This window comes from Porphyrobacter sp. AAP82 (genome assembly GCF_000331285.1).
Lineage (GTDB): Bacteria > Pseudomonadota > Alphaproteobacteria > Sphingomonadales > Sphingomonadaceae > Erythrobacter.
In genome coordinates this window covers 1-18,026 of the sequence record NZ_ANFX01000030.1, presented here as the reverse complement: position 1 = coordinate 18,026, position 18,026 = coordinate 1, and the positions used below count along the sequence as shown (strand labels likewise).

At 66.6% G+C, this 18,026-nt stretch carries 19 protein-coding genes and 1 pseudogene; 8 read left to right on the top strand and 12 right to left on the bottom strand.

Annotation, left to right across the window (positions count from 1 at the left end):
- Positions 1-27 precede the first annotated feature (27 nt).
- From rpsF to D620_RS0109280, 4 genes are all read left to right on the top strand, one after another.
- The gene (gene rpsF / locus D620_RS0109295) at positions 28-393 is read left to right on the top strand and encodes a 30S ribosomal protein S6 (RefSeq protein ID WP_017665524.1); all 366 of its coding nucleotides are present in this window, start codon (positions 28-30) and stop codon (positions 391-393) included.
- The gene (gene rpsR, locus D620_RS0109290; protein ID WP_017665523.1) at positions 393-617 is read left to right on the top strand and encodes a 30S ribosomal protein S18; all 225 of its coding nucleotides are present in this window, start codon (positions 393-395) and stop codon (positions 615-617) included. The genes rpsF and rpsR overlap by 1 nt, the downstream gene beginning before the upstream one ends.
- Before the next feature lie 14 nt (positions 618-631).
- The gene (rplI, locus tag D620_RS0109285; RefSeq protein ID WP_017665522.1) at positions 632-1,237 is read left to right on the top strand and encodes a 50S ribosomal protein L9; all 606 of its coding nucleotides are present in this window, start codon (positions 632-634) and stop codon (positions 1,235-1,237) included.
- Between the two features lie 93 nt (positions 1,238-1,330).
- Positions 1,331-2,812 carry an AMP nucleosidase gene (locus D620_RS0109280; RefSeq protein WP_267878683.1) on the top strand — a complete coding sequence of 494 codons (1,482 nt, stop codon included), beginning with the start codon at positions 1,331-1,333 and terminating at the stop codon, positions 2,810-2,812.
- Positions 2,813-2,849: 37 nt separating this feature from the next.
- Here the strand turns inward: D620_RS0109280 and D620_RS15070 are convergent, their stop codons facing one another.
- Positions 2,850-3,332 carry a hypothetical protein gene (locus D620_RS15070; protein WP_051020583.1) on the bottom strand — a complete coding sequence of 161 codons (483 nt, stop codon included), beginning with the start codon at positions 3,330-3,332 and terminating at the stop codon, positions 2,850-2,852.
- Between the two features lie 164 nt (positions 3,333-3,496).
- Here D620_RS15070 and D620_RS15545 point away from each other — a divergent pair.
- A pseudogene (locus tag D620_RS15545) lies at positions 3,497-4,262 on the top strand (SDR family NAD(P)-dependent oxidoreductase).
- Positions 4,263-4,268: 6 nt separating this feature from the next.
- Here the strand turns inward: D620_RS15545 and rimK are convergent.
- The 5 genes from rimK to D620_RS16800 form a co-directional block, all read right to left on the bottom strand.
- Positions 4,269-5,174, bottom strand: a complete 906-nt coding sequence (gene rimK / locus D620_RS0109265) for a 30S ribosomal protein S6--L-glutamate ligase (RefSeq protein ID WP_026092085.1) — start codon at positions 5,172-5,174, stop codon at positions 4,269-4,271.
- An 82-nt stretch (positions 5,175-5,256) separates the two neighbouring features.
- Complete coding sequence (locus tag D620_RS0109260) at positions 5,257-5,724, bottom strand: ATP-dependent zinc protease (protein WP_017665518.1); 468 nt, start codon at positions 5,722-5,724, stop codon at positions 5,257-5,259.
- Between the two features lie 25 nt (positions 5,725-5,749).
- Positions 5,750-7,615, bottom strand: coding sequence for a M2 family metallopeptidase (locus D620_RS0109255; RefSeq protein ID WP_017665517.1), 1,866 nt, complete (start codon positions 7,613-7,615; stop codon positions 5,750-5,752).
- Between the two features lie 64 nt (positions 7,616-7,679).
- Positions 7,680-8,435, bottom strand: coding sequence for an alpha/beta fold hydrolase (locus D620_RS0109250; RefSeq protein ID WP_026092084.1), 756 nt, complete (start codon positions 8,433-8,435; stop codon positions 7,680-7,682).
- Positions 8,425-9,081, bottom strand: coding sequence for a DsbA family protein (locus D620_RS16800; RefSeq protein ID WP_017665515.1), 657 nt, complete (start codon positions 9,079-9,081; stop codon positions 8,425-8,427). The genes D620_RS0109250 and D620_RS16800 overlap by 11 nt, the downstream gene beginning before the upstream one ends.
- Before the next feature lie 77 nt (positions 9,082-9,158).
- Here D620_RS16800 and D620_RS0109240 point away from each other — a divergent pair, with 77 nt between their 5' ends.
- From D620_RS0109240 to D620_RS0109230, 3 genes are read left to right on the top strand one after another with little or no spacing between them, the layout of a single operon-like run.
- Positions 9,159-9,608, top strand: coding sequence for a MarR family winged helix-turn-helix transcriptional regulator (locus tag D620_RS0109240; RefSeq protein ID WP_017665514.1), 450 nt, complete (start codon positions 9,159-9,161; stop codon positions 9,606-9,608).
- A complete protein-coding gene (locus tag D620_RS0109235; protein WP_026092083.1) occupies positions 9,601-10,689 on the top strand; it encodes an HlyD family secretion protein in 1,089 nt (362 codons plus the stop codon). Before D620_RS0109240 ends, D620_RS0109235 begins: the two co-directional genes overlap by 8 nt.
- A gap of 1 nt (position 10,690) precedes the next feature.
- The gene (locus tag D620_RS0109230; RefSeq protein ID WP_017665512.1) at positions 10,691-12,283 is read left to right on the top strand and encodes a DHA2 family efflux MFS transporter permease subunit; all 1,593 of its coding nucleotides are present in this window, start codon (positions 10,691-10,693) and stop codon (positions 12,281-12,283) included.
- A 15-nt stretch (positions 12,284-12,298) separates the two neighbouring features.
- On the opposite strand, the gene D620_RS0109225 is transcribed toward D620_RS0109230, so the two are convergent.
- The 6 genes from D620_RS0109225 to trmD all read right to left on the bottom strand — a co-directional run.
- Positions 12,299-12,865 (bottom strand): hypothetical protein, encoded by a 567-nt coding sequence (locus tag D620_RS0109225; protein WP_017665511.1) that lies wholly within the window; start codon positions 12,863-12,865, stop codon positions 12,299-12,301.
- Positions 12,862-13,467 (bottom strand): DUF2238 domain-containing protein, encoded by a 606-nt coding sequence (locus D620_RS0109220; RefSeq protein ID WP_026092081.1) that lies wholly within the window; start codon positions 13,465-13,467, stop codon positions 12,862-12,864. Before D620_RS0109220 ends, D620_RS0109225 begins: the two co-directional genes overlap by 4 nt.
- A gap of 11 nt (positions 13,468-13,478) precedes the next feature.
- Positions 13,479-14,504 (bottom strand): aspartate-semialdehyde dehydrogenase, encoded by a 1,026-nt coding sequence (locus tag D620_RS0109215; protein ID WP_026092080.1) that lies wholly within the window; start codon positions 14,502-14,504, stop codon positions 13,479-13,481.
- A gap of 86 nt (positions 14,505-14,590) precedes the next feature.
- Positions 14,591-16,894, bottom strand: a complete 2,304-nt coding sequence (locus D620_RS0109210) for a DPP IV N-terminal domain-containing protein (RefSeq protein WP_017665508.1) — start codon at positions 16,892-16,894, stop codon at positions 14,591-14,593.
- A gap of 144 nt (positions 16,895-17,038) precedes the next feature.
- Positions 17,039-17,407 (bottom strand): 50S ribosomal protein L19, encoded by a 369-nt coding sequence (rplS, locus tag D620_RS0109205; protein WP_017665507.1) that lies wholly within the window; start codon positions 17,405-17,407, stop codon positions 17,039-17,041.
- Positions 17,404-18,026 (bottom strand): tRNA (guanine(37)-N(1))-methyltransferase (gene trmD / locus D620_RS15060; RefSeq protein WP_420705279.1); only part of this gene is annotated, 623 nt, incomplete at its 5' end. The genes trmD and rplS, both read right to left, overlap by 4 nt.

Sequence of the window (18,026 nt, the reverse complement as noted above, 5' to 3'; positions counted from 1 at the left end):
ATCGGCAGGAATGTGAAAGGACGCAAGATGGCGCTCTACGAGCACGTCTTTCTTGCGCGTCAGGATCTGAGCCAGGCTCAGGTCGACGCGCTGGCGGCGCAAGCCACCGAAATCGTCGAAGCCGGCAGCGGCAAGGTCACCAAGACCGAAACCTGGGGTCTGAAGTCGCTCGCCTACAAGATCGAGCGCAACCGCAAGGCGCACTTCGTGCTACTCAACATCGATGCCCCGGGCAATGTTGTCGCCGAGCTCGAGCGCCAGACCCGCATTAACGAAGACATCATCCGCTACATGACCATCCGCGTGGAAGAGCACGAGGAAGGCCCCTCCGTGATGATGCGCAAGAACGAACGCGAGCGCAAGCGCCGCGAAACCCGTGAGGAGCGCGACTGATGGCCCGCCCGTTTTTCCGCCGCCGCAAGTCCTGCCCGTTCGCGGCCAAGGACGCCCCGAAGATCGATTACAAGGACGTGCGCCTGCTCCAGGGCTTCATGTCCGAGCGTGGCAAGATCGTGCCCTCGCGCATCACCGCCGTCTCGGCGAAGAAACAGCGCGAACTGGCCCAGGCGATCAAGCGCGCGCGCCAGATCGGCCTTCTGCCCTTCATCGTGAAGTAAGAGGAGAAGGACACATGGATATCATTCTCCTTGAGCGCATCGAGAAGCTCGGCTCGATCGGTGACGTGGTCACCGTGAAGGACGGCTATGCGCGCAACTTCCTGCTGCCGCAGAAGAAGGCCCTTCGCGCCAACGACGCCAACAAGAAGGTCTTCGAAGCCAACCGTGACCGTCTGGTGGCCGAAAACGCCGCCCGCCGCACCGATGCCGAAGCGCAGGGTGAAAAGGTTGCAGGCGCCGAAGTGGTGCTGATCCGCGCCGCTTCGAACGCCGGCCAGCTCTATGGTTCGGTCAGCGTGCGCGACATCGTCGCCGGCCTCGCCGATCAGGGACACAGCGTCGACAAGCGCATGGTCATCCTCGGCGCGCCGATCAAGACCATCGGCATGCATGACGTGACCATCGCCCTGCACCCCGAAGTGCGCGTGATGGTAAAGGCCAACGTCGCGCGTTCGGACGACGAAGCCAAACTCCAGAGCGAGGGCGTGGACGTGCTCGCCGCGATGTTCGCCGACGAGCAGCGCGAGATCGAGGAACAGGCCGAAGCGACCCGCATCGACACCAGTCTCGAGCCGGGCGAAATCCCTGCCGAACTGCTCGAGGGCGGAGACGACGCCTAAGCATCCCGGCCTTTGGCCCAGGACACCAAGCAGGGCGCGAAGATCACCTCGATCTTCGCGCCCTTCTTGTAAACCGCGCCGCCTCGCGCAAAAGTGCTGCCACACAACGATAACAACAAAGGAGCAGAGACAACTGCCATGATCGACATTCCCGCCATCCTCGCCGAACTCATGCACCATTATGACGATGCCGTCCGCACCTTGCGTGACGATGTCATCGCGTTCGGGAAGAACGGCACCCTGCCCGCACCTTCCAGGCGTGCCGATGGTTCCTACGCCTATCCGCAGATCACGCTGCATTACGCAGGCGTTGGCGAATCGCGCGATCGCAGCCGGGCTTTCGGGCGGCTCGAGGCACCGGGCACCTATTCGACGACCGTCACCCGCCCCGACCGCTTCGCATCCTACCTCACCGAACAGCTCGAACTGATCGCCAGCGAATACGAGGTCGAGGTCACCGTCACCCGCTCGCGCCAGGAAATCCCCTTCCCCTATGTGCTCGATGGCGAAGCGGGCGCGGCGATGGTCGGCATCGCCCCGCGCGAGATCGCGGCGCATTTCCCCGCCACCGACCTTGCCCTGATCGGCGACGAACTGGCCGACGGGATCGAGATCGACGGCGACCATGACATGCCCCTGTCGCTGTTCGATGGGCTGCGCACCGATTATTCGCTCGCCCGGCTCAAGCACTATACGGGCAGCGAGGTCAGCGACTTCCAGGACTTCGTGCTGTTCACCAACTATCACCGCTATGTCGATGAATTCGTGAACTGGGGCGCGGCGCAGATCGGCACCGACGGCTATGTCGCCCTGACCGGTGCGGCCGGGCTCGACATCCGCGAGCCCACCGCCCACGCGCAGGACCAGCTGAACGACACCGCCTGGCGCAAGCACCAGATGCCCGCCTATCACCTCGTGCGCGAGGACGGCTCGGGGATTACCCTCGTCAACATCGGCGTCGGCCCGTCCAATGCCAAGAACATCTGCGATCACCTCGCGGTGCTGCGCCCGCATGCGTGGATGATGATCGGTCACTGCGGAGGCTTGCGCTCGACCCAGAAGATCGGCGACTTCGTGCTCGCGCATGCATACCTGCGCGACGATCACGTGCTCGATGCGGTGCTCCCGCCCGAAATCCCGATCCCCCCGATTGCCGAAGTCCAGCAGGCGATGGCGCTCGCGGCCGAGCAGGTCTCGGGCGTGCAGGGCGCGAACCTCAAGCAGCGGATGCGCACCGGCACGGTCGTCACCACCGATGATCGCAACTGGGAGCTGCGCTACTCCTCGTCAGCCACGCGCTTCTCGCAAAGCCGTGCGATCGCGATCGACATGGAGAGCGCGACCATCGCCACCCAGGGCTACCGCTTCCGGGTGCCCTACGGGACGCTGCTGTGCGTGTCCGACAAGCCGCTCCATGGCGAGATCAAGCTGCCGGGCCAGGCGAACAAGTTCTACGAGGAGACCATTGCGGCCCACCTCCAGATCGGGATCGAGGCGGTGGCACGGCTGCGCGACGAGGGGGACCGGCTCCATTCGCGCAAGCTGCGCGCATTTAACGAACCGCCGTTCCGCTAGGGCGGAGGGCGGCCGCGACGGACCGCCCCTCCCCCCCTTAGAGGTCGTCGCGGTCCCCCGAGAGTTCGATTTCCTTGTCGTCGGCGGTTTCGGCCGCGATGTCGAGCAGGCTCGACAGCTCGGTCGCGGTGGCGCTGTCGAGCACCTTGATGACGAAGTAGAGCACGTCGCCGCGGATTTCCCAGCTGCCCATCTTCAAGGTGCCCGAATTTTCGAGCAGTTCGAGCGCGGTCTTGCCGGTGATCCCGTCCTTCTCCACGCGCCCTGCCGGCGAGAACACCTCGCGGATGGTGAGGCCCGAGACTTCCTGCGTGGTGCCCGAGACGAACACCAGCTGGGTGCGCCCTTCCTGAGAGTAGTTGAAGGTCAGCTTGTAATCGCCGTCATCATCGACCTCGTATTTGAGGCCGGCGCGGTCGAGCCGCTTTTCGACGCTGGCATCTTCGGCGGCAGCCGGGACGGCGATAGCGGCAGTCAGGCTTGCCAGAACAGACAGCGACACGAGACGGCGAATGGTCATGAAATTCCCTCCATTGGTGACCCCGCCGGCACCATAGCCGATTCGCTGGCTTCATGGCTTGGAAAATTTGGTCATGCTGGAAGCGGGACCGGCAGACCGCGTGACGCGCCGCGAAGGCTCGGCTAGCCTTGCTGCTCCGCGCCTTCGCAAAAGGACATCTGCCCATGCCCACGTCCCCTCTCTCGCGCTCGATTGCCGGGCGCACCGCGATCATCACCGGTGCCGCGAGCGGCATGGGGCGGGCAACGGCCCGGCTGTTTGCCGCCGAGGGCGCGGCGGTGGCGGTCATCGACCGTGACGCCGCCGCCGCCGCCGGGGTGGCCGCCGCATGCGGCAGCCGTGCGCGCCTATGCGCTCGATGTCGCCGACGCTGAGGCGATTGCGGCCACCGTCGCCCGGATCGGCGGGGACTTCGGCGCGATCGACATCCTCGTCAACAACGCCGGTGTCTCGAGCTTCTGTGCGCTCGATGACCCCGCCTACGAGGATGTCTGGGCGCGCGCGCTTGCCGTCATGCTGACCGCCCACCAGCGCGTGGTGCGCGCCTGCCTGCCCTTCCTCAGGCAGAGCGATGCGCCCCGGATCGTCAACATCGCCTCGACCGAGGGCCTCGGCGCGACGCCGGGCGATACGCCCTATGTCGCGGCCAAGACCGGGGTGATCGGGTTGACGCGCGGCCTGGCGGTCGATCTCGGGCCGGAAGGGATCACGGTCAACTGCATCTGTCCCGGGCCGATCCGCACCGCGATGACCGATGCGGTGTCGGAGGAACACAAGGCGATCTTTGCGAAGCGCCGGACTGCACTCAGGCGCTACGGCGAACCGGAGGAGGTCGCGCACATCACCCTCTCGCTGGTGCTCCCGGCGGCAAGCTACATCACCGGCGCGGCCATCCCCGTCGATGGCGGGCTGATGGCGCGCAATGCGTAAAGGCGCCTAGCCCCGCCCCTTGGTCTTGGTCGTCCCGCCCGCCGCATTGGCGACGATGAAATCGATGATCTGGCCGGCGATGTCCTTGCCCGTCGCGCTCTCGATCCCTTCGAGACCGGGGGAGGAATTGACCTCCATGATGACCGGTCCGTGGTTGCTGCGCAGCATGTCCACCCCGCACACGTTGAGGCCCATGCGCTTGGCCGCGCGCACCGCGGTCGAGCGTTCCTCGGGGGTGATCTTGATGACCTGCGCCGAGCCGCCGCGGTGGAGGTTCGAGCGGAATTCGTCCGCCGCGCCGGTGCGTTTCATCGCCGCGACCACCCTGCCGCCCACCACCAGCGCGCGGATGTCGGTGCCGCCCGCTTCCTTGATGAACTCCTGCACAAGAATGTTGACGTTGGCGCCGCGGAACGCCTCGATCACCGACTTGGCGCTCGACATGGTCTCGGCCAGCACCACGCCGATGCCCTGCGTCCCCTCGATCAGCTTGATGACGACCGGGGGCCCCTTGACCGCGCGGATGATCTCCTCGGCCTGCTTGGGATCATTGGCATAGGCCGTCAGCGGCAGGCCGAGGCCGTGCTTGGCGAGGATCTGCAAGGACCGCAGCTTGTCGCGGCTGCGCCCGATCGCCACGCTCTCGTTCAGCGACCAGATGCCCGCCATCTCGAACTGCCTGAGGATCGCGAGGCCGTAATTGGTGATCGATGCGCCGATGCGCGGGATTACCGCGTCATAGGCGTGAATGGGCGAACCATTGTAGAACACCTGCGGGTTGTGGCTGGCGATATGCACTGTGCAGCGCAGCGTATTGAGGATGTCGAGGCTGTGCCCCCGCGCTTCGGCGGCCTCCTTCAGCCGCTTGTGCGAATAGAGGTTGGCATTGCGCGCCAGCATCGCGATTTTCATGAAGACCCTTTCAAGACCGGCGCGGACTTTGGTTGACGCGTTTTCCGAACCGCCGGGTGCCATCACCCGGCTGGAAAGCGCGCTACCGGCGGAGGCGGCCCATATGCGCTATCGCAGGTGATTGCAGCCAGGAATGACCGCTATCCACCACCATCCGCCGCCGGAGCGCGGTGCGCCCGATCAGCATCGGGAACTGCATCTGGGACCTGTCCGCCAGGCTGATCTCCGCCCGGAAGGTGAGATTACCGATGGACAGCGGCGTCTTTATGACAAAGCGGGTCTGCTGGTCGCCGTTCGAGGAGGTGATGCCGCGCACGTCGACATGGATCGCCTCGCAGTGGTGGCGCACCCCGTCCCAGTCGACCGCAAAGCGCACGAACCGCTCGCCGTCGCGCACGAAATCCTCGAGCACATGGGCGTGGAGCGAGGACGTGCGCGCGCCGGTGTCGATCTTGGCGGGGATGCCGACAAGGCCGAGTTCGGGGAGGCTCACAAGCTCGCGCCAGCCCACCACCAGCGGGGTGCGCCCCCCGTTCCCGCCCCGGCCCATCGTGCAGCGCCCCCGCTTACCGGCCTTACCAGCCCGCGGTCTCGCCCTTGTTCTGCTCGTCGAGCCACTTCTTGAGCGGCGCGAAATATTCGAGCATCGGCTTGGCGCTCATCTCGCGGGTGCCGGTGAAGGCTTCGAGCGCATCGGGCCAGGGCTTAGACGCGCCCATTTCGAGCATCTTGCCGAGCTTCGCGCCGACCTCTTTGTTACCATAGAACGAGCAGCGGTGCAGCGGCCCCTTCCACCCGGCAGAATCGCAGGCGGCCTTGTAGAACTGGAACTGGAGGATGCGGGCGAGGAAGTAGCGCGCATAGGGCGTGTTGCCCGGAATGTGATACTTGCCGCCCGGATCGAAAGCGTCCGCCGGGCGATCCGCGGGGGGCACGATGCCCTGATAGTCGCGCTTCAGATCGACCCACGCCTGGTTGTAGCCATCAGGCGTGATCGCGCCGTCGAACACCCCCCAGCGCCACTTGTCGACGAGCAGGCCGAAGGGCAGGAAGGCAACCTTGTCCATGGCTTGCCGCAGCAGGAGGCCCGTGTCCTTGTCGGCGCTGGGCACCTTGTCGCGGCCCAGCAGGCCGATCTGGACGAGATATTCGGGCGTGATCGACAGCGCGACGAAATCGCCGATCGCTTCGTGGAAGCCGTCATTGGCGCCGTTGAGATAAAGGAACGGCTGCGCGTTATAGGCGCGCTGGTAGTAGTTGTGGCCGAGCTCGTGGTGGATGGTGACGAAGTCGTCGGCCTTCACCTTGATGCACATCTTGATGCGGATATCGTCCTTGTTGTCGATATCCCAGGCGCTGGCGTGGCACACCACCTCGCGGTCGGCGGGCTTCACGAACTGGCTGCGCTGCCAGAAGGTTTCGGGCAGCGGGGCAAAGCCGAGCGACGAATAGAAGCCCTCGCCGATCTTCACCATGTCGAGCGGGGCCTTGCCCTGCGCCTCGAGCAGCGCGCCGATGTCATAGCCGACATCGCCCGAGCCGGCGGGCGCGACGAGCGGGTAGATATTGCCCCATTCCTGCGCCCACATGTTGCCGAGCAGGTCTGCGCGGATCGGGCCGGTGCGCGGCTGGACGGCATCGCCATACTTCTCGTTCAACTTGCCGCGCACATAGGTGTGGAGCGCGATGTAGAGCGGCTTGGTCTCTTCCCACAGACGTTCGGTCATCGCGGTGAAGTCTTGCGGAGGCATGTCGTAGCCCGAACGCCACATGGCCCCCACATTGGCAAAGCCCAGTTCGCGCGCGCCTTGGTTGGCGATGCCGACCAGCTTGGCGTAATCCTCCTTCATCGGCGCGCCGACATTGTCGTGCCAGCTCACCCACATTTCCTTGAGTTCATCGGGCGTGCGCTGGGGATTGCCCATCTCGGCCTCGATGTCGCTGCCGTTGATCGGCTTGCCGTTCAAGGTGCCCTTGCCCTTGCCGTACTGGCTGTTGAGGCGGGTGGCGATCTCGTTCAGTTCGGTCGCCGCGCCCGGGGTGGTCGGCGCGGGCAGGACGAGACCGTTGCGCATGATATCGAGCTTGCGCTTCAGCTCGGCAGAGATGCCGGGGACTTCGGCATAGCGGGCCGAAAGCAGCGCATATTGCACGCTCTTCTCGGTGCCGATGGCGTTGATCCGCGCGGCCATCGCGTCGGTATCCTCGGTGATGTAGGTGTTGTTGACCCAGTTCACCTGGCTCGCCTCGACGGTGTAGGCGAACAGGTCCTGTTCGGCTGCGGCGACGAATTGCGCGGCGCCCTCGGGGGTCAGCGGAAAGGGCGTTGCAGCAGCCGCAGGCGCGGCTTCGGGCGCGGCGGTTTCGGCCAGCGCCGGGGCGGCAATCGCGATGGCGAGCGCGGCAGCGGCGCCCTTCAGCAGGGGGAAGGCAGATTTCATTGCGAGGGTGTTCCCGTCCGTCATGTGACAATGGCGGCAGGTTTGGACGCGCTTGCCTGCGGAATCAAGCCGCGAGAAAGCCGGTGATGGCCGAGCCGAGCTCGCGCTTGGTTACGCTCCCCATGTGCGTCCCGGGGACGACGATATGGCGCGCATCGGGCAGCAGCGCGGCAAGGCCCTCTGGCGAGCCGTTGTCGCGGTCCTCGTCGCCGCAGATGACGGCGGTCGGCATGGTGATATTGGCCAGCTTCGCAAGGTCGAAGCCGTCCATGGCATCCAGCAACAGCCGCGCAGCGACGCGGTCGATCCCCTGCGATTTGAGGAAGGTGCGCGCCGTGAACGCCGGATCGCCGGGCTTGATGGTGTCGAATTCGTCGATCACCCGCTTGAAGAAATCGGCGCGCCGCGCCCAGCCCGACAAGCCCTCGACCCCCATGCCGCACAGGCACAGCCGGCGCGGTTCGAGCACGCCGTGGGCGACGGTGTGGACCGCGGTGCGCGCGCCGAGGGAAAAGCCGACGAGATCGAAGCCGCCCGGCTCGAGCGCGAAATGCTCGGCCAGTGCGGCGACGTCGCGGACCAGCACGCCGGCCGGATAGGCATGCGCATCGCGCGGGGCCTCGCTTTGCCCATGCACCCGGAAATCGAGCATGACGGCCCGCAAGCCCGCCGCCGCGAGCCGCTCGGCATGGCCCCACTTGATCCAGTTCATCTTCGCGGAGGAGAACAGTCCGTGGAGCAGCACCACCGGGCGGCCCTCCCCGAGGGTGTGGACCGCTAGCCGGGTGCCGTCGAAACTGGCGAAGTGTTCAGGCGTCACGGCGCGCGAGCCCGTTCTGCTCCATCCGCCACTGCGCCATGGCGATGCGGTCCTGGCCGAAGAAGGGCTCGCCTTCGAACACCAGTGTGGGCACGCCCCAGTGGCCCGCCGCCTCGAGCGCGGACTGGTTGGCTTCGATCTCGGCATCGAGCGCCGCCGCATCGTCAGCGGCTTCGGCCTCCAAAGCCGCGAAATCGAGCCCTGCGCGCGCGGCCGCGCCGGCGAGGTGATCGCCCTCGTGCCAGTCATCGACCGTGCCCGACCAGATCAGGCTCGCCACCTCGTGCGCAAAGGCAAGGCCCCGCCCGGTCCGCTCGGCCGCCTGCCCGATGCGGCACAACCGGTAGATGTGCGGCTGATCGGCAGCGATCTCGCGCGTCATCAGGTTCTGCACCACCGGATCGGGGCGCGGCCAGCGATAGGGGATGCCGAGCATCTGCGCGCTGCGGGCGGCGTCGATGAAGATATAGCGCCCGACAGCCGGGCTGCCGGTGAACAGGATCGAAGGATCGCGGATGGCGATCGGCCACACGGTGCGCAAGCCGATCGTCAGGTCATATTCCTCGCACATCTGACGGTAGCGCCCGACGGCGAGGTAGGAATAGGGCGAGCGGAAGCTGAAGAACAGGTCGGCATGGAGCGTCATGCGCCCGTGCTAGCGCGCTTCCACGCGGGGGGCCAGCCTGCTTGAATATGATAAGCACACTTATTATAAGTGCACGCATGAGTATCGAGACCGGTTACCGACTCGCCGACAATTCGCGCCAGCTGCGCCGCCTGTTCGATGAACGGGTGCGCGGTCTCGGCCTCACCGGCCCGCAGGCGCGGCTGCTGCTCGCGCTCGCACGCCACCCGTCGGAAAACCAGGCCTTCTATGCCGAACGGCTCGAGATTGAACCGATCACCCTCACCCGCATCGTCGACCGGCTGGAGGAGGCTGGCTGGATCGAACGCCAGGCCGATCCTGCCGACCGCCGCGCGCGGATCCTCCACCTCACCGACAAGAGCCGCGGGATCGTCACCCGCCTGCGCGAAAGCATCGAGGGGATGACCGAAGACATGCTCGACGGCTTCGATTCTGCCGAACGCGCGCTGTTTGCGCAGATGCTCGAGAGGATTGCCGCCAACATCCTTGCCGCCCGCCATCCCCAACCCGAGGCCCTCCATGGCTGAAGCCGATCCCGCCCGCGCCCCCGGAACAGCAAGCGCAACCCCCCTCGCCGCGCCCGCCGATGCCCGGACCCGCCGCCCGTGGGGCCGATGGGCATTGATGCTGATCGTCCCGCTGATGCTGGCGGCCGGGGGATGGCTCTACTGGCAGAGCCTCGAAGGCAAGGTCTCGACCGACAATGCCTATATCAAACAGGACATGATCTCGGTCAGCGCCGAAGTCGGCGGGCCGATTGCCGAGGTGCTGGTGAAGGACGGCGATGATGTCGAGGCGGGCCAACTGCTGTTCCGCATCGATCCCGAACCGTTCCGCTTGCAGATCGCCGAGGCCGATGCCGCGATCGCCGGCGCGCAGGCCAATGTCATCGCCCTCCAGAGCGATGCCGACCTCACCGGCACCGATATCGCCGCCGCGCGCAGCGACGTGGGATTCGCGCAGGCCCGCTTCGAGCGCGTCAAGGCGCTGCGCGACAAGGGCTTTTCGACCAAGGCCGATTACGAGGCGGCCGAGCAGGCCGTGGTGCAGGCGCGCGAGCGCGTCCGCCAGGCCGAGGACCGCCAGCGCGAAGCCCGTGCGCGGCTTGCCAGCGGCCCCGCCGTCCCCGGCGTCAATCCCGAAGTCGCCGCCGCCGAGGCGCGCCGCGCCAATGCCCGGCTCTCGCTGCGCCGCACCGAGGTGCGCAGCCCCGCCGCCGGCCGCATCGCCCAGGCCGACCGTTTGCAGACCGGCCAGCAGGTCGTCCCCAACCTGCCCGTGCTCACGCTGGTGCGTGTCGGATCGACCTATGCCGAGGCGAACTTCAAGGAGACCGATCTTGCCGACATGGCGGTCGGCCAGCGCGCCGAGGTGCGCTTCGATGCCTATCCCGATCTGGTGCTCATGGGCCGCGTCGCCAGCATCGGCGCGGGGACGGGCGCGGAATTCTCGGTGCTCCCGGCGCAGAACGCGACCGGCAACTGGGTCAAGGTCACGCAGCGCGTGCCGGTGCGGATCGCGCTCGAAGGGACGAGCCCGCGCCGGTTGATCGCCGGCCTTTCCGCCGAGGTGACGGTGTTCACGGCAAGCGGCGCTGCGAAGAACTGACATGGCGAGCAGCGCCGCCGCCGCGCCTGGTGCCGGCCATCCCCCCGCCCCGGCGCCTCCCGCACGGCCCGATGTGGCCGAGCTCGAAAGCGGCAATTACCCGCTGATGATCGTCGGCGTGATGGCCGCATCGCTCCTGCAAATTCTCGACACCACCATCGCCAATGTTGCCCTGCCCCACATGCAATCCTCGCTCGGGGCGACCGTCGATACCATCACCTGGGTGCTGACGAGCTACATCATCGCCTCGGCCGTGGCCCTGCCGCTGACCGGGTGGCTCGCCGACCGGATCGGGGCGCGGTTCCTGTTCATCGGCTCGGTTGCGGGGTTCATCCTTGCCTCGATGCTGTGCGGGATCGCCCAGAGCCTCGAGGAGATGGTCGCCTTCCGCGCCATGCAAGGCGTGGCCGGAGCCTTCATCGCGCCGCTTTCGCAGTCCTTCATGCTCGACGCCACTCGCCCCTCGCGCCATCCGCAGATCATGGCGGTGTGGGGGATGGGGATCATGATCGGCCCGATCCTCGGTCCCATCCTCGGCGGCTGGCTGACCAAGACCGCCAACTGGCGCTGGGTGTTCTTCGTGAACCTGCCCATCGGTCTTGCCTCGCTGGCGATCCTCATCGCCTATCTGCCGACGCGGCCGCAGCGCGAACGGCGCTTCGACCTGCCCGGTTTCATCCTGCTCGCCGTCGCGCTTGCCGCGTTCCAGCTGATGCTCGACCGCGGGCAGCAGGAGGACTGGCTCGCCTCGGGCGAAATCTGGGTCTACCTCATCCTGGTGCTGTCGGCGACGTGGATGGTGGTGATCCACTTCGCCACCGCGCGCGCCCCGATGTTCGACCGCAAGCTCTTCGCCGACCGCAACTTCGCCATCGCGCTTGGCTTCATGATCGTCATCGGGATCGTGATGTTCGCGGTGATGGCGCTGCTGCCGCCGATGCTCCAGAACCTGTTCGGCTACGGCGTGATCGACACCGGCATGGTGCTGATGCCGCGCGGCGTCGGCATTCTGGTCTCGATGCAGGTCTCCGGGCTTTTGATGCGCCGCGGGGTCGATGCCCGGCCCGTGGTGGCAAGCGGCTTCCTGATCTGCGCTTACTCGCTGTGGCAGATGGCGCACTGGTCGCTCGAGGTGGATGCGGTGCACGTCATCGTCAGCGGCTTGCTTCAGGGCCTTGGCATGGGCCTCGTCTTCATCCCCTTGCAGGTGAGCGCCTTTGCGACCCTCAGCCCGGCCCTGCGCACCGACGGATCGAGCCTTCTCAACCTGTTCCGCTCGCTGGGCGCATCGGCGGGGATCGCGTGGATGACGGTGCTGCTCGCGCGCAACATCCAGACGAGCCACGAGGACCTTGGCGGCAACATCACTGCGGCGACCGGAAGCCTTGTCGATTTCTCGGCCACCGACCGCTTCCAGGTGCTCGGCGACACGGCGATGAGCCTCATCGATGCCGAGGTGAACCGCCAGGCGGCGATGATCGCCTATGTCGACGATTTCTGGCTGATGATGTGGATCACGCTCGCCGCCGCGCCGCTCGCGCTGCTGATGCGGCGCAACCTGCGGCCGGCCGGGCCCGTGGCGCTGTCCGAGTAGAGGTTGGCCGAATAATCAGCGGAAGAAGCACTGGGTCCCGGCGTAGAGCATCTCCACCCGGTCCCCGGTGATGAACCCGCCGAGCTTGTCGCCGAGCGTGAATTCCTCGCCCAGCGTGCTGCCGTCGACCATGGCGAACCCTTGTGCGGCCTCCACCGCCGTGCGCGGGGCGCCGAGCTGGACCTTGCCGGCGAGCGCAACCGTGCCGCTTGCCGCGCGGTCGCCGTCCTGCGGCAGATGCCAGTTCCAGCCGACCAGCTTGCCGTCCTGGAAATGCGCGGTGAGCCCGCCCGCATAGTCGGTGAAGCTCATCGGCCCGGCCCCGCATTCGGGATTGTCCCCGCTGCGCAGCGCCGCGCCCAGTGCCTTGGCGAGCCCGGCTTCGACCTCGGCCTTGCCGGCGGCGAAGAAGAAGCTTTCCGCGCCCGCGCTGAGCCCGTCGGCGCGCAATTCGACCGCGTTGGCGGTAACCGGGGCCTGCGCCGCCCCGCCCGTCGCCGCCGCATCGGGCGCGGCGCCGGGGTCGCACGCCGCCAGTGCCATAGAGCCAGCGAGCGCGAGGAAAACCCGGAGCTTGATCATTGCGAATTCCCTTTCCACCAGCTTGCGCCCCGCACGAGCGGAGCGACCAGCACGGCACCGAGCCCAGCTAGCGCCATATCCTTCTGCGCGTCAAACCTGTCGCCCTGCTCGCCATTGTATGCCCCGGCATCCTCGGGCGCGAGCGCGAGCGTCAGGCTCCATTCGAAGATCTCGTAGAGCCCGCCCACCGCCAGCACGAAGAAAAGCGCGAAGATCAGCGCCATGCGCGGCGAGAGGCCCCAGTAGCGCACCCCGCCCTCGACCATCGGCGCCATCGCCAGCGCACCGAAGGCGAAGTGGACGAGGCGGTCGAAGTGATTGCGCTCGGTGGCCAGCGCCGGGAACCACACGTCATAGGGCACGAAGCTGTAGGACCACCGCGCCGCCACCAGATGCAGCAGCACGAAGGCCGCGATGCAGCCCGCTGAGGCATTGCTGATCGGCGAGCGGGCAAGGGCCCGCCACGCAAAGGGCAACCCCGCCGCCACGGGGCCGACCTGAAGCCAGGTGTTCGATGGATAAAGCGCGCCCCAGGCGCTGAGCGGAATGCCCAGCGCCACCGCTGCCAGCATCCCTGTCTGCGCACGGGTCAGCGGCGGCATGGGCGCGCCGCTCAGCCCTTCTTGAGGTGGCGGCGGCCGAGCAGTTCGGCGATCTGCACCGCGTTCAGGGCCGCGCCCTTCCTGAGGTTGTCCGAGACCACCCAGATGGTGAGCCCGTTCTCGACCGTCGGGTCCTCGCGCACGCGGCTGACGAAAGTCGCGGCATCGCCCACGCATTCGATGGGGGTGATGTATCCGCCATCCTCGCGCTTGTCGATCAGCATCACCCCGGGGGCCTCGCGCAGGATGTCCATCGCGGATTCGGCGGAAAGCTCGTTCTCGAACTCGATGTTGACCGCTTCCGAGTGGCCGACAAACACCGGCACGCGCACGCAGGTCGCGGTCAGCTTGATCTTGGGGTCGAGGATCTTCTTGGTCTCGACCACCATCTTCCATTCTTCCTTGGTCGAACCATCGTCGAGGAAGACATCGATATGCGGGATCACGTTGAAGGCGATCTGCTTGGTGAACTTCTGCGGCTCGACCGGATCGCCGACGAAGATCGCGCGGCTCTGGGCGAACAGCTCGTCCATCCCCGCCTTGCCCGCGCCCGAGGTCGACTGGTAGGTCGAGACCACCACGCGCTTGATCGTCGCGGCATCATGCAGCGGCTTCAGAGCCACCACCAGCTGCGCGGTCGAGCAATTGGGGTTGGCGATGATGTTCCTTGCGGTGTAGCCGTCGATCGCATCGGGGTTCACTTCCGGAACGACCAGCGGCACATCGGGGTCCATGCGGTAGAGCGAGGAATTGTCGATCACGACGCACCCGGCGGCGGCCGCCTTGGGGGCATATTCCTTGGCCGGGCCCGAACCTGCGGCGAACAGGGCAATGTCCCAGCCGGCAAAGTCGAAGTGCTCGATATTCTTGCACTTGAGCATCTTGCCGGTGTCGCCGAATTCGACTTCGCTTCCCGTCGAGCGCGGCGAGGCAACCGCGGCGACCTCGTCGCACGGGAACGCGCGCTCGGCCAGGACCTGCATCATCTCGCGCCCGACATTGCCGGTCGCCCCGACCACTGCCACCCGGTAACCCACTTGCGCATTCTCCTATGGTTTTGCAGGCGCGAGATAGCGTGCGTTGCCCTCAGCGCAACATCATTCGTCTTTGCGCAGACCTATACTTACTTGTGGGGCGTCACCCCATGCGCCTCGAGGAACCGGAAGATCGCGTTCCACACGTGCGGGCCGATCCGGGGGCCCGAGACGCGGTGGGTGTAGCCGGGGTAGAGCATCATCTCGAAGGGGGTGTTGCTTTCCTGGAGAACGCTGATGAGCTCCGAAGAATTCTCGAAGATCACGTTGTCATCGGCCATCCCGTGGATCAGCAGCAAGGGATCGGCGATCTTGGCGGCATCGGGGATGGCGCTCGCCTTTTCATAGGCCTCTGGAACCTCGCGCGGATCGCCCATGTAGCGTTCGGTGTAGTGGGTATCGTAAAGCTCCCAGCGCGTCACCGGCGCGCCCGCGATGCCTGCCGCATAAAGCCCGGGATCGGCCTCGAGCATCTTCAGCGTCATATAGCCGCCATAGGACCAGCCATAGGTGGCGATCTTGGCAGGGTCGACATAGTCGAGGCTCTTCAAAAACAGCGCGCCCGCCTTCTGGTCGCGCACCTCGGCCCCGCCCATCGCGCGGTGGAGCGGCTGTTCGAAATCCACCCCGCGATTGTTCGACCCGCGATTGTCGAGCGCGAAGTAGATATAGCCCCTGTCCACCACCGCCTGCGCGAGCGCGCCCTGCCAGCCCTTGCTGACGAACTGCACCCCGGGCCCGCCATAATGGGCGAAGAACACCGGATAGCGCTTGCCGGCCTGCATCTCGGGCCGCAGCATCATCCACTGGAGCGGCGTGCCGTCCTCGGCGGCGATGGTGCCGTATTCGGGGGTCACATGGCTGGCGAGGAAGGGCGCATAGGGGTGCTCGCCCTCGACCCGGTTCTCCTCGATCCACGCCACGCGGCTGCCGTCAGGCGCAGCGAGGTAGGACTGCGGCGGCTGATTGGGGCTGGAGCGCGAGACGTAGAGCAGCCGCCCCGCGCCATCCATGCTGGCCGCGTTGGTGAAGTCGGGATCGGTGAGGAGTTCGGGCTCCCCCGTCCCGTCAAGCCGCGCGCGATAGATCTGCTGGGTCAGAACGCCCTCGGTCGCCTGATAGGTGAAGGTCCCCGCGGCCTCGTCGACACCCACAAGGCTGGTGGCGGGAGAGCTGCCGTGCGTGAGCTGCTGCCACTGGCCGTTGTTGTAGATCACCGGCTCACCCGCCGCTTCGGCTGCAAGCACTTGCGCGGCAACCTTGGAGCCGCCGAAGCGGTAGAAGTGGCCATAGCCGCCGCGCTCAGACCACCACAGCAGGCTGCCGTCCTTGAGGAAGCGGTAATTGTCCGACAGGTTGACCCAGTAATCGGGCCGCGCGGCGGTTTCGGTGAACCAGATCGTGCTCGCGCCCGTGGCGGGATCGACCTTGAGCATGTCGATCCTCGTCTGCGCGCGGTCCTGCCGCTGGACATAGATCGCGCTGCCATCGGGCGCCCAGTCGACGCGGGCCACATAGATGTCGATGTTCAGGCCGAGGTCCACCTTGACGCTGCCCGTCCCATCGGGGTTCATCACGAACAGCTCGGCCACCGCGTTGTCGGTGCCGGCGGCAGGATAGCGCTGGTCGAACACCTTGGTGCCCTTCGCCCCGATCGCCGCGCGGGTGACGACGCCGACCGCCGCCTCGTCGGTGCGCTGGACGACGATGCGGCTGTCCTCGGGGCTCCACCAATAGCCTTGCAGCCGCGCCATTTCCTCTTGCGCGACGAATTCGGCCTCGCCCCAGCGGATCGTCTCGGCCTCGCCTGCCGGGGTGACGGGTTGCGCTTCCCCGCCGGCCGGGCCGACCCACAGCCGCCGGTCGCGCACGAAGCTGACGAAGCCGCCCTTGGAGGAAAGCTGCGGGTTCAGTTCGGTGCCTTCGGTGTCGGTCAGGCGCGTCACCATGCCGTCGAGCTTCGCCAGAAACAGGTCGCCATCGAGCGGCACCAGCACGCCTGCGCCGTCGCTCGCCCACTGGTAGGCGATGATCCCCTTGAGGCTGCCAACCCGCGCGCGCTCGCGCTGCATCTTCTCGTCTTCGCTGAGTTCGCGCCCCGAGCCGAGCTTTTCGGAGTCCACCAGCATCCGCCATTGGCGGGTCTCGATGTCGTAGCCCCACAGGTCATAGCGGTCGCGGTCATCCGCGCGGTTCTTCAGCAGGGTGAGGAAGCGGCCATCGGGCGAAAGCTTCACCTGGCGCGGCGCGGGGCCATCGAGGCCGGGGCTGGCGAACACGCGTTCGAAGCTGAGGGTGGGGGCCGCTTCAGTCATTGTGGCGGTCTCCGCCAGGACCGGCGTTGTCAGACAGGTCGAAAGACCAAGGGCAACCGCAGCAAGAACCGAACGCATCCAAAGCTCACCTCGTCATGGCACATCGCCGGAAAGGCGGCGGGCCAATGCTCCTCGCAATGACGACGATGCTTGGCAAGAGGCGCAAACGAAAAGGGCGGCCCCCGCAGGAGCCGCCCTTCGCAATTCGCTGGCCGAGAAGCCTTACGCCTTGGGCGCGGAGGCCTTGCGCTCGACGATACGCGCGCTCTTGCCGGTGCGGCCGCGCAGGTAATAGAGCTTGGCGCGGCGCACCACGCCGCGGCGGACCACGGTGATGCTCTCGACGATCGGCGAGTAGAGCGGGAAAACGCGCTCGACGCCTTCGCCGAAGCTCATCTTGCGCACGGTGAAGTTCGAACCCATGCCGCGGTTCGAGCGGGCGATCACGACGCCTTCATAGGCCTGGATACGCTCGCGGTTGCCTTCCTTCACCTTCACGCCGACGCGGACGGTGTCGCCGGCGCGGAATTCGGGGATGTCCTTGCCGGACTTGGCGATTTCTTCGGCTTCAATCTGCTGGATCAGGTTCACTGGTCCGGTTCCTTAGCTTTTTGCCGCGCGCCAGAGGCAGACTGGACCCGAGCGCCCTCATGGCGCTCCCACAAGTCCGGCCTGCGTGACCGTGTGTCGTTCTCGCTTTGCAGCTTGCGCCAGCCAGCGATCTTCGCATGATCCCCCGATCGCAGCACTTCGGGGATCGTGCGCCCTTCCCATTCCTGAGGTCGGGTATAGTGCGGGTATTCGAGGAGGCCGTTTTCGTACGACTCCTCCGCCCCGCTCAAGGCCGCGCCCATTACGCCGGGAATGAGGCGAATGCAAGCGTCAAGGAGGGTGAGCGCCGCCATCTCGCCGCCGGAGAGGACGATGTCGGCGAGGCTGACCTGCTCGATCTGGGGGCGGGCCTCGAACAGGCGCTCGTCGAAGCCTTCAAAGCGGCCGCACAGGATGATGACGCCGGGGCCTGCCGCAAGCTCGCGGATGCGCTGTTGGGTGATGGGTTTCCCGCGCGGGGTCATGGCGAGGATGGGCCTTCTTCCTCCCCTCCCCTCGGGGAGGGGATTGAGGGGTGGGGGCTCGGCGGTTGAGGGGAATGAGCGACCTTCCAGCGCCGCCCCCCCCCCCCCCCCCCCCCCCCCCCCCCCCCCCCCCC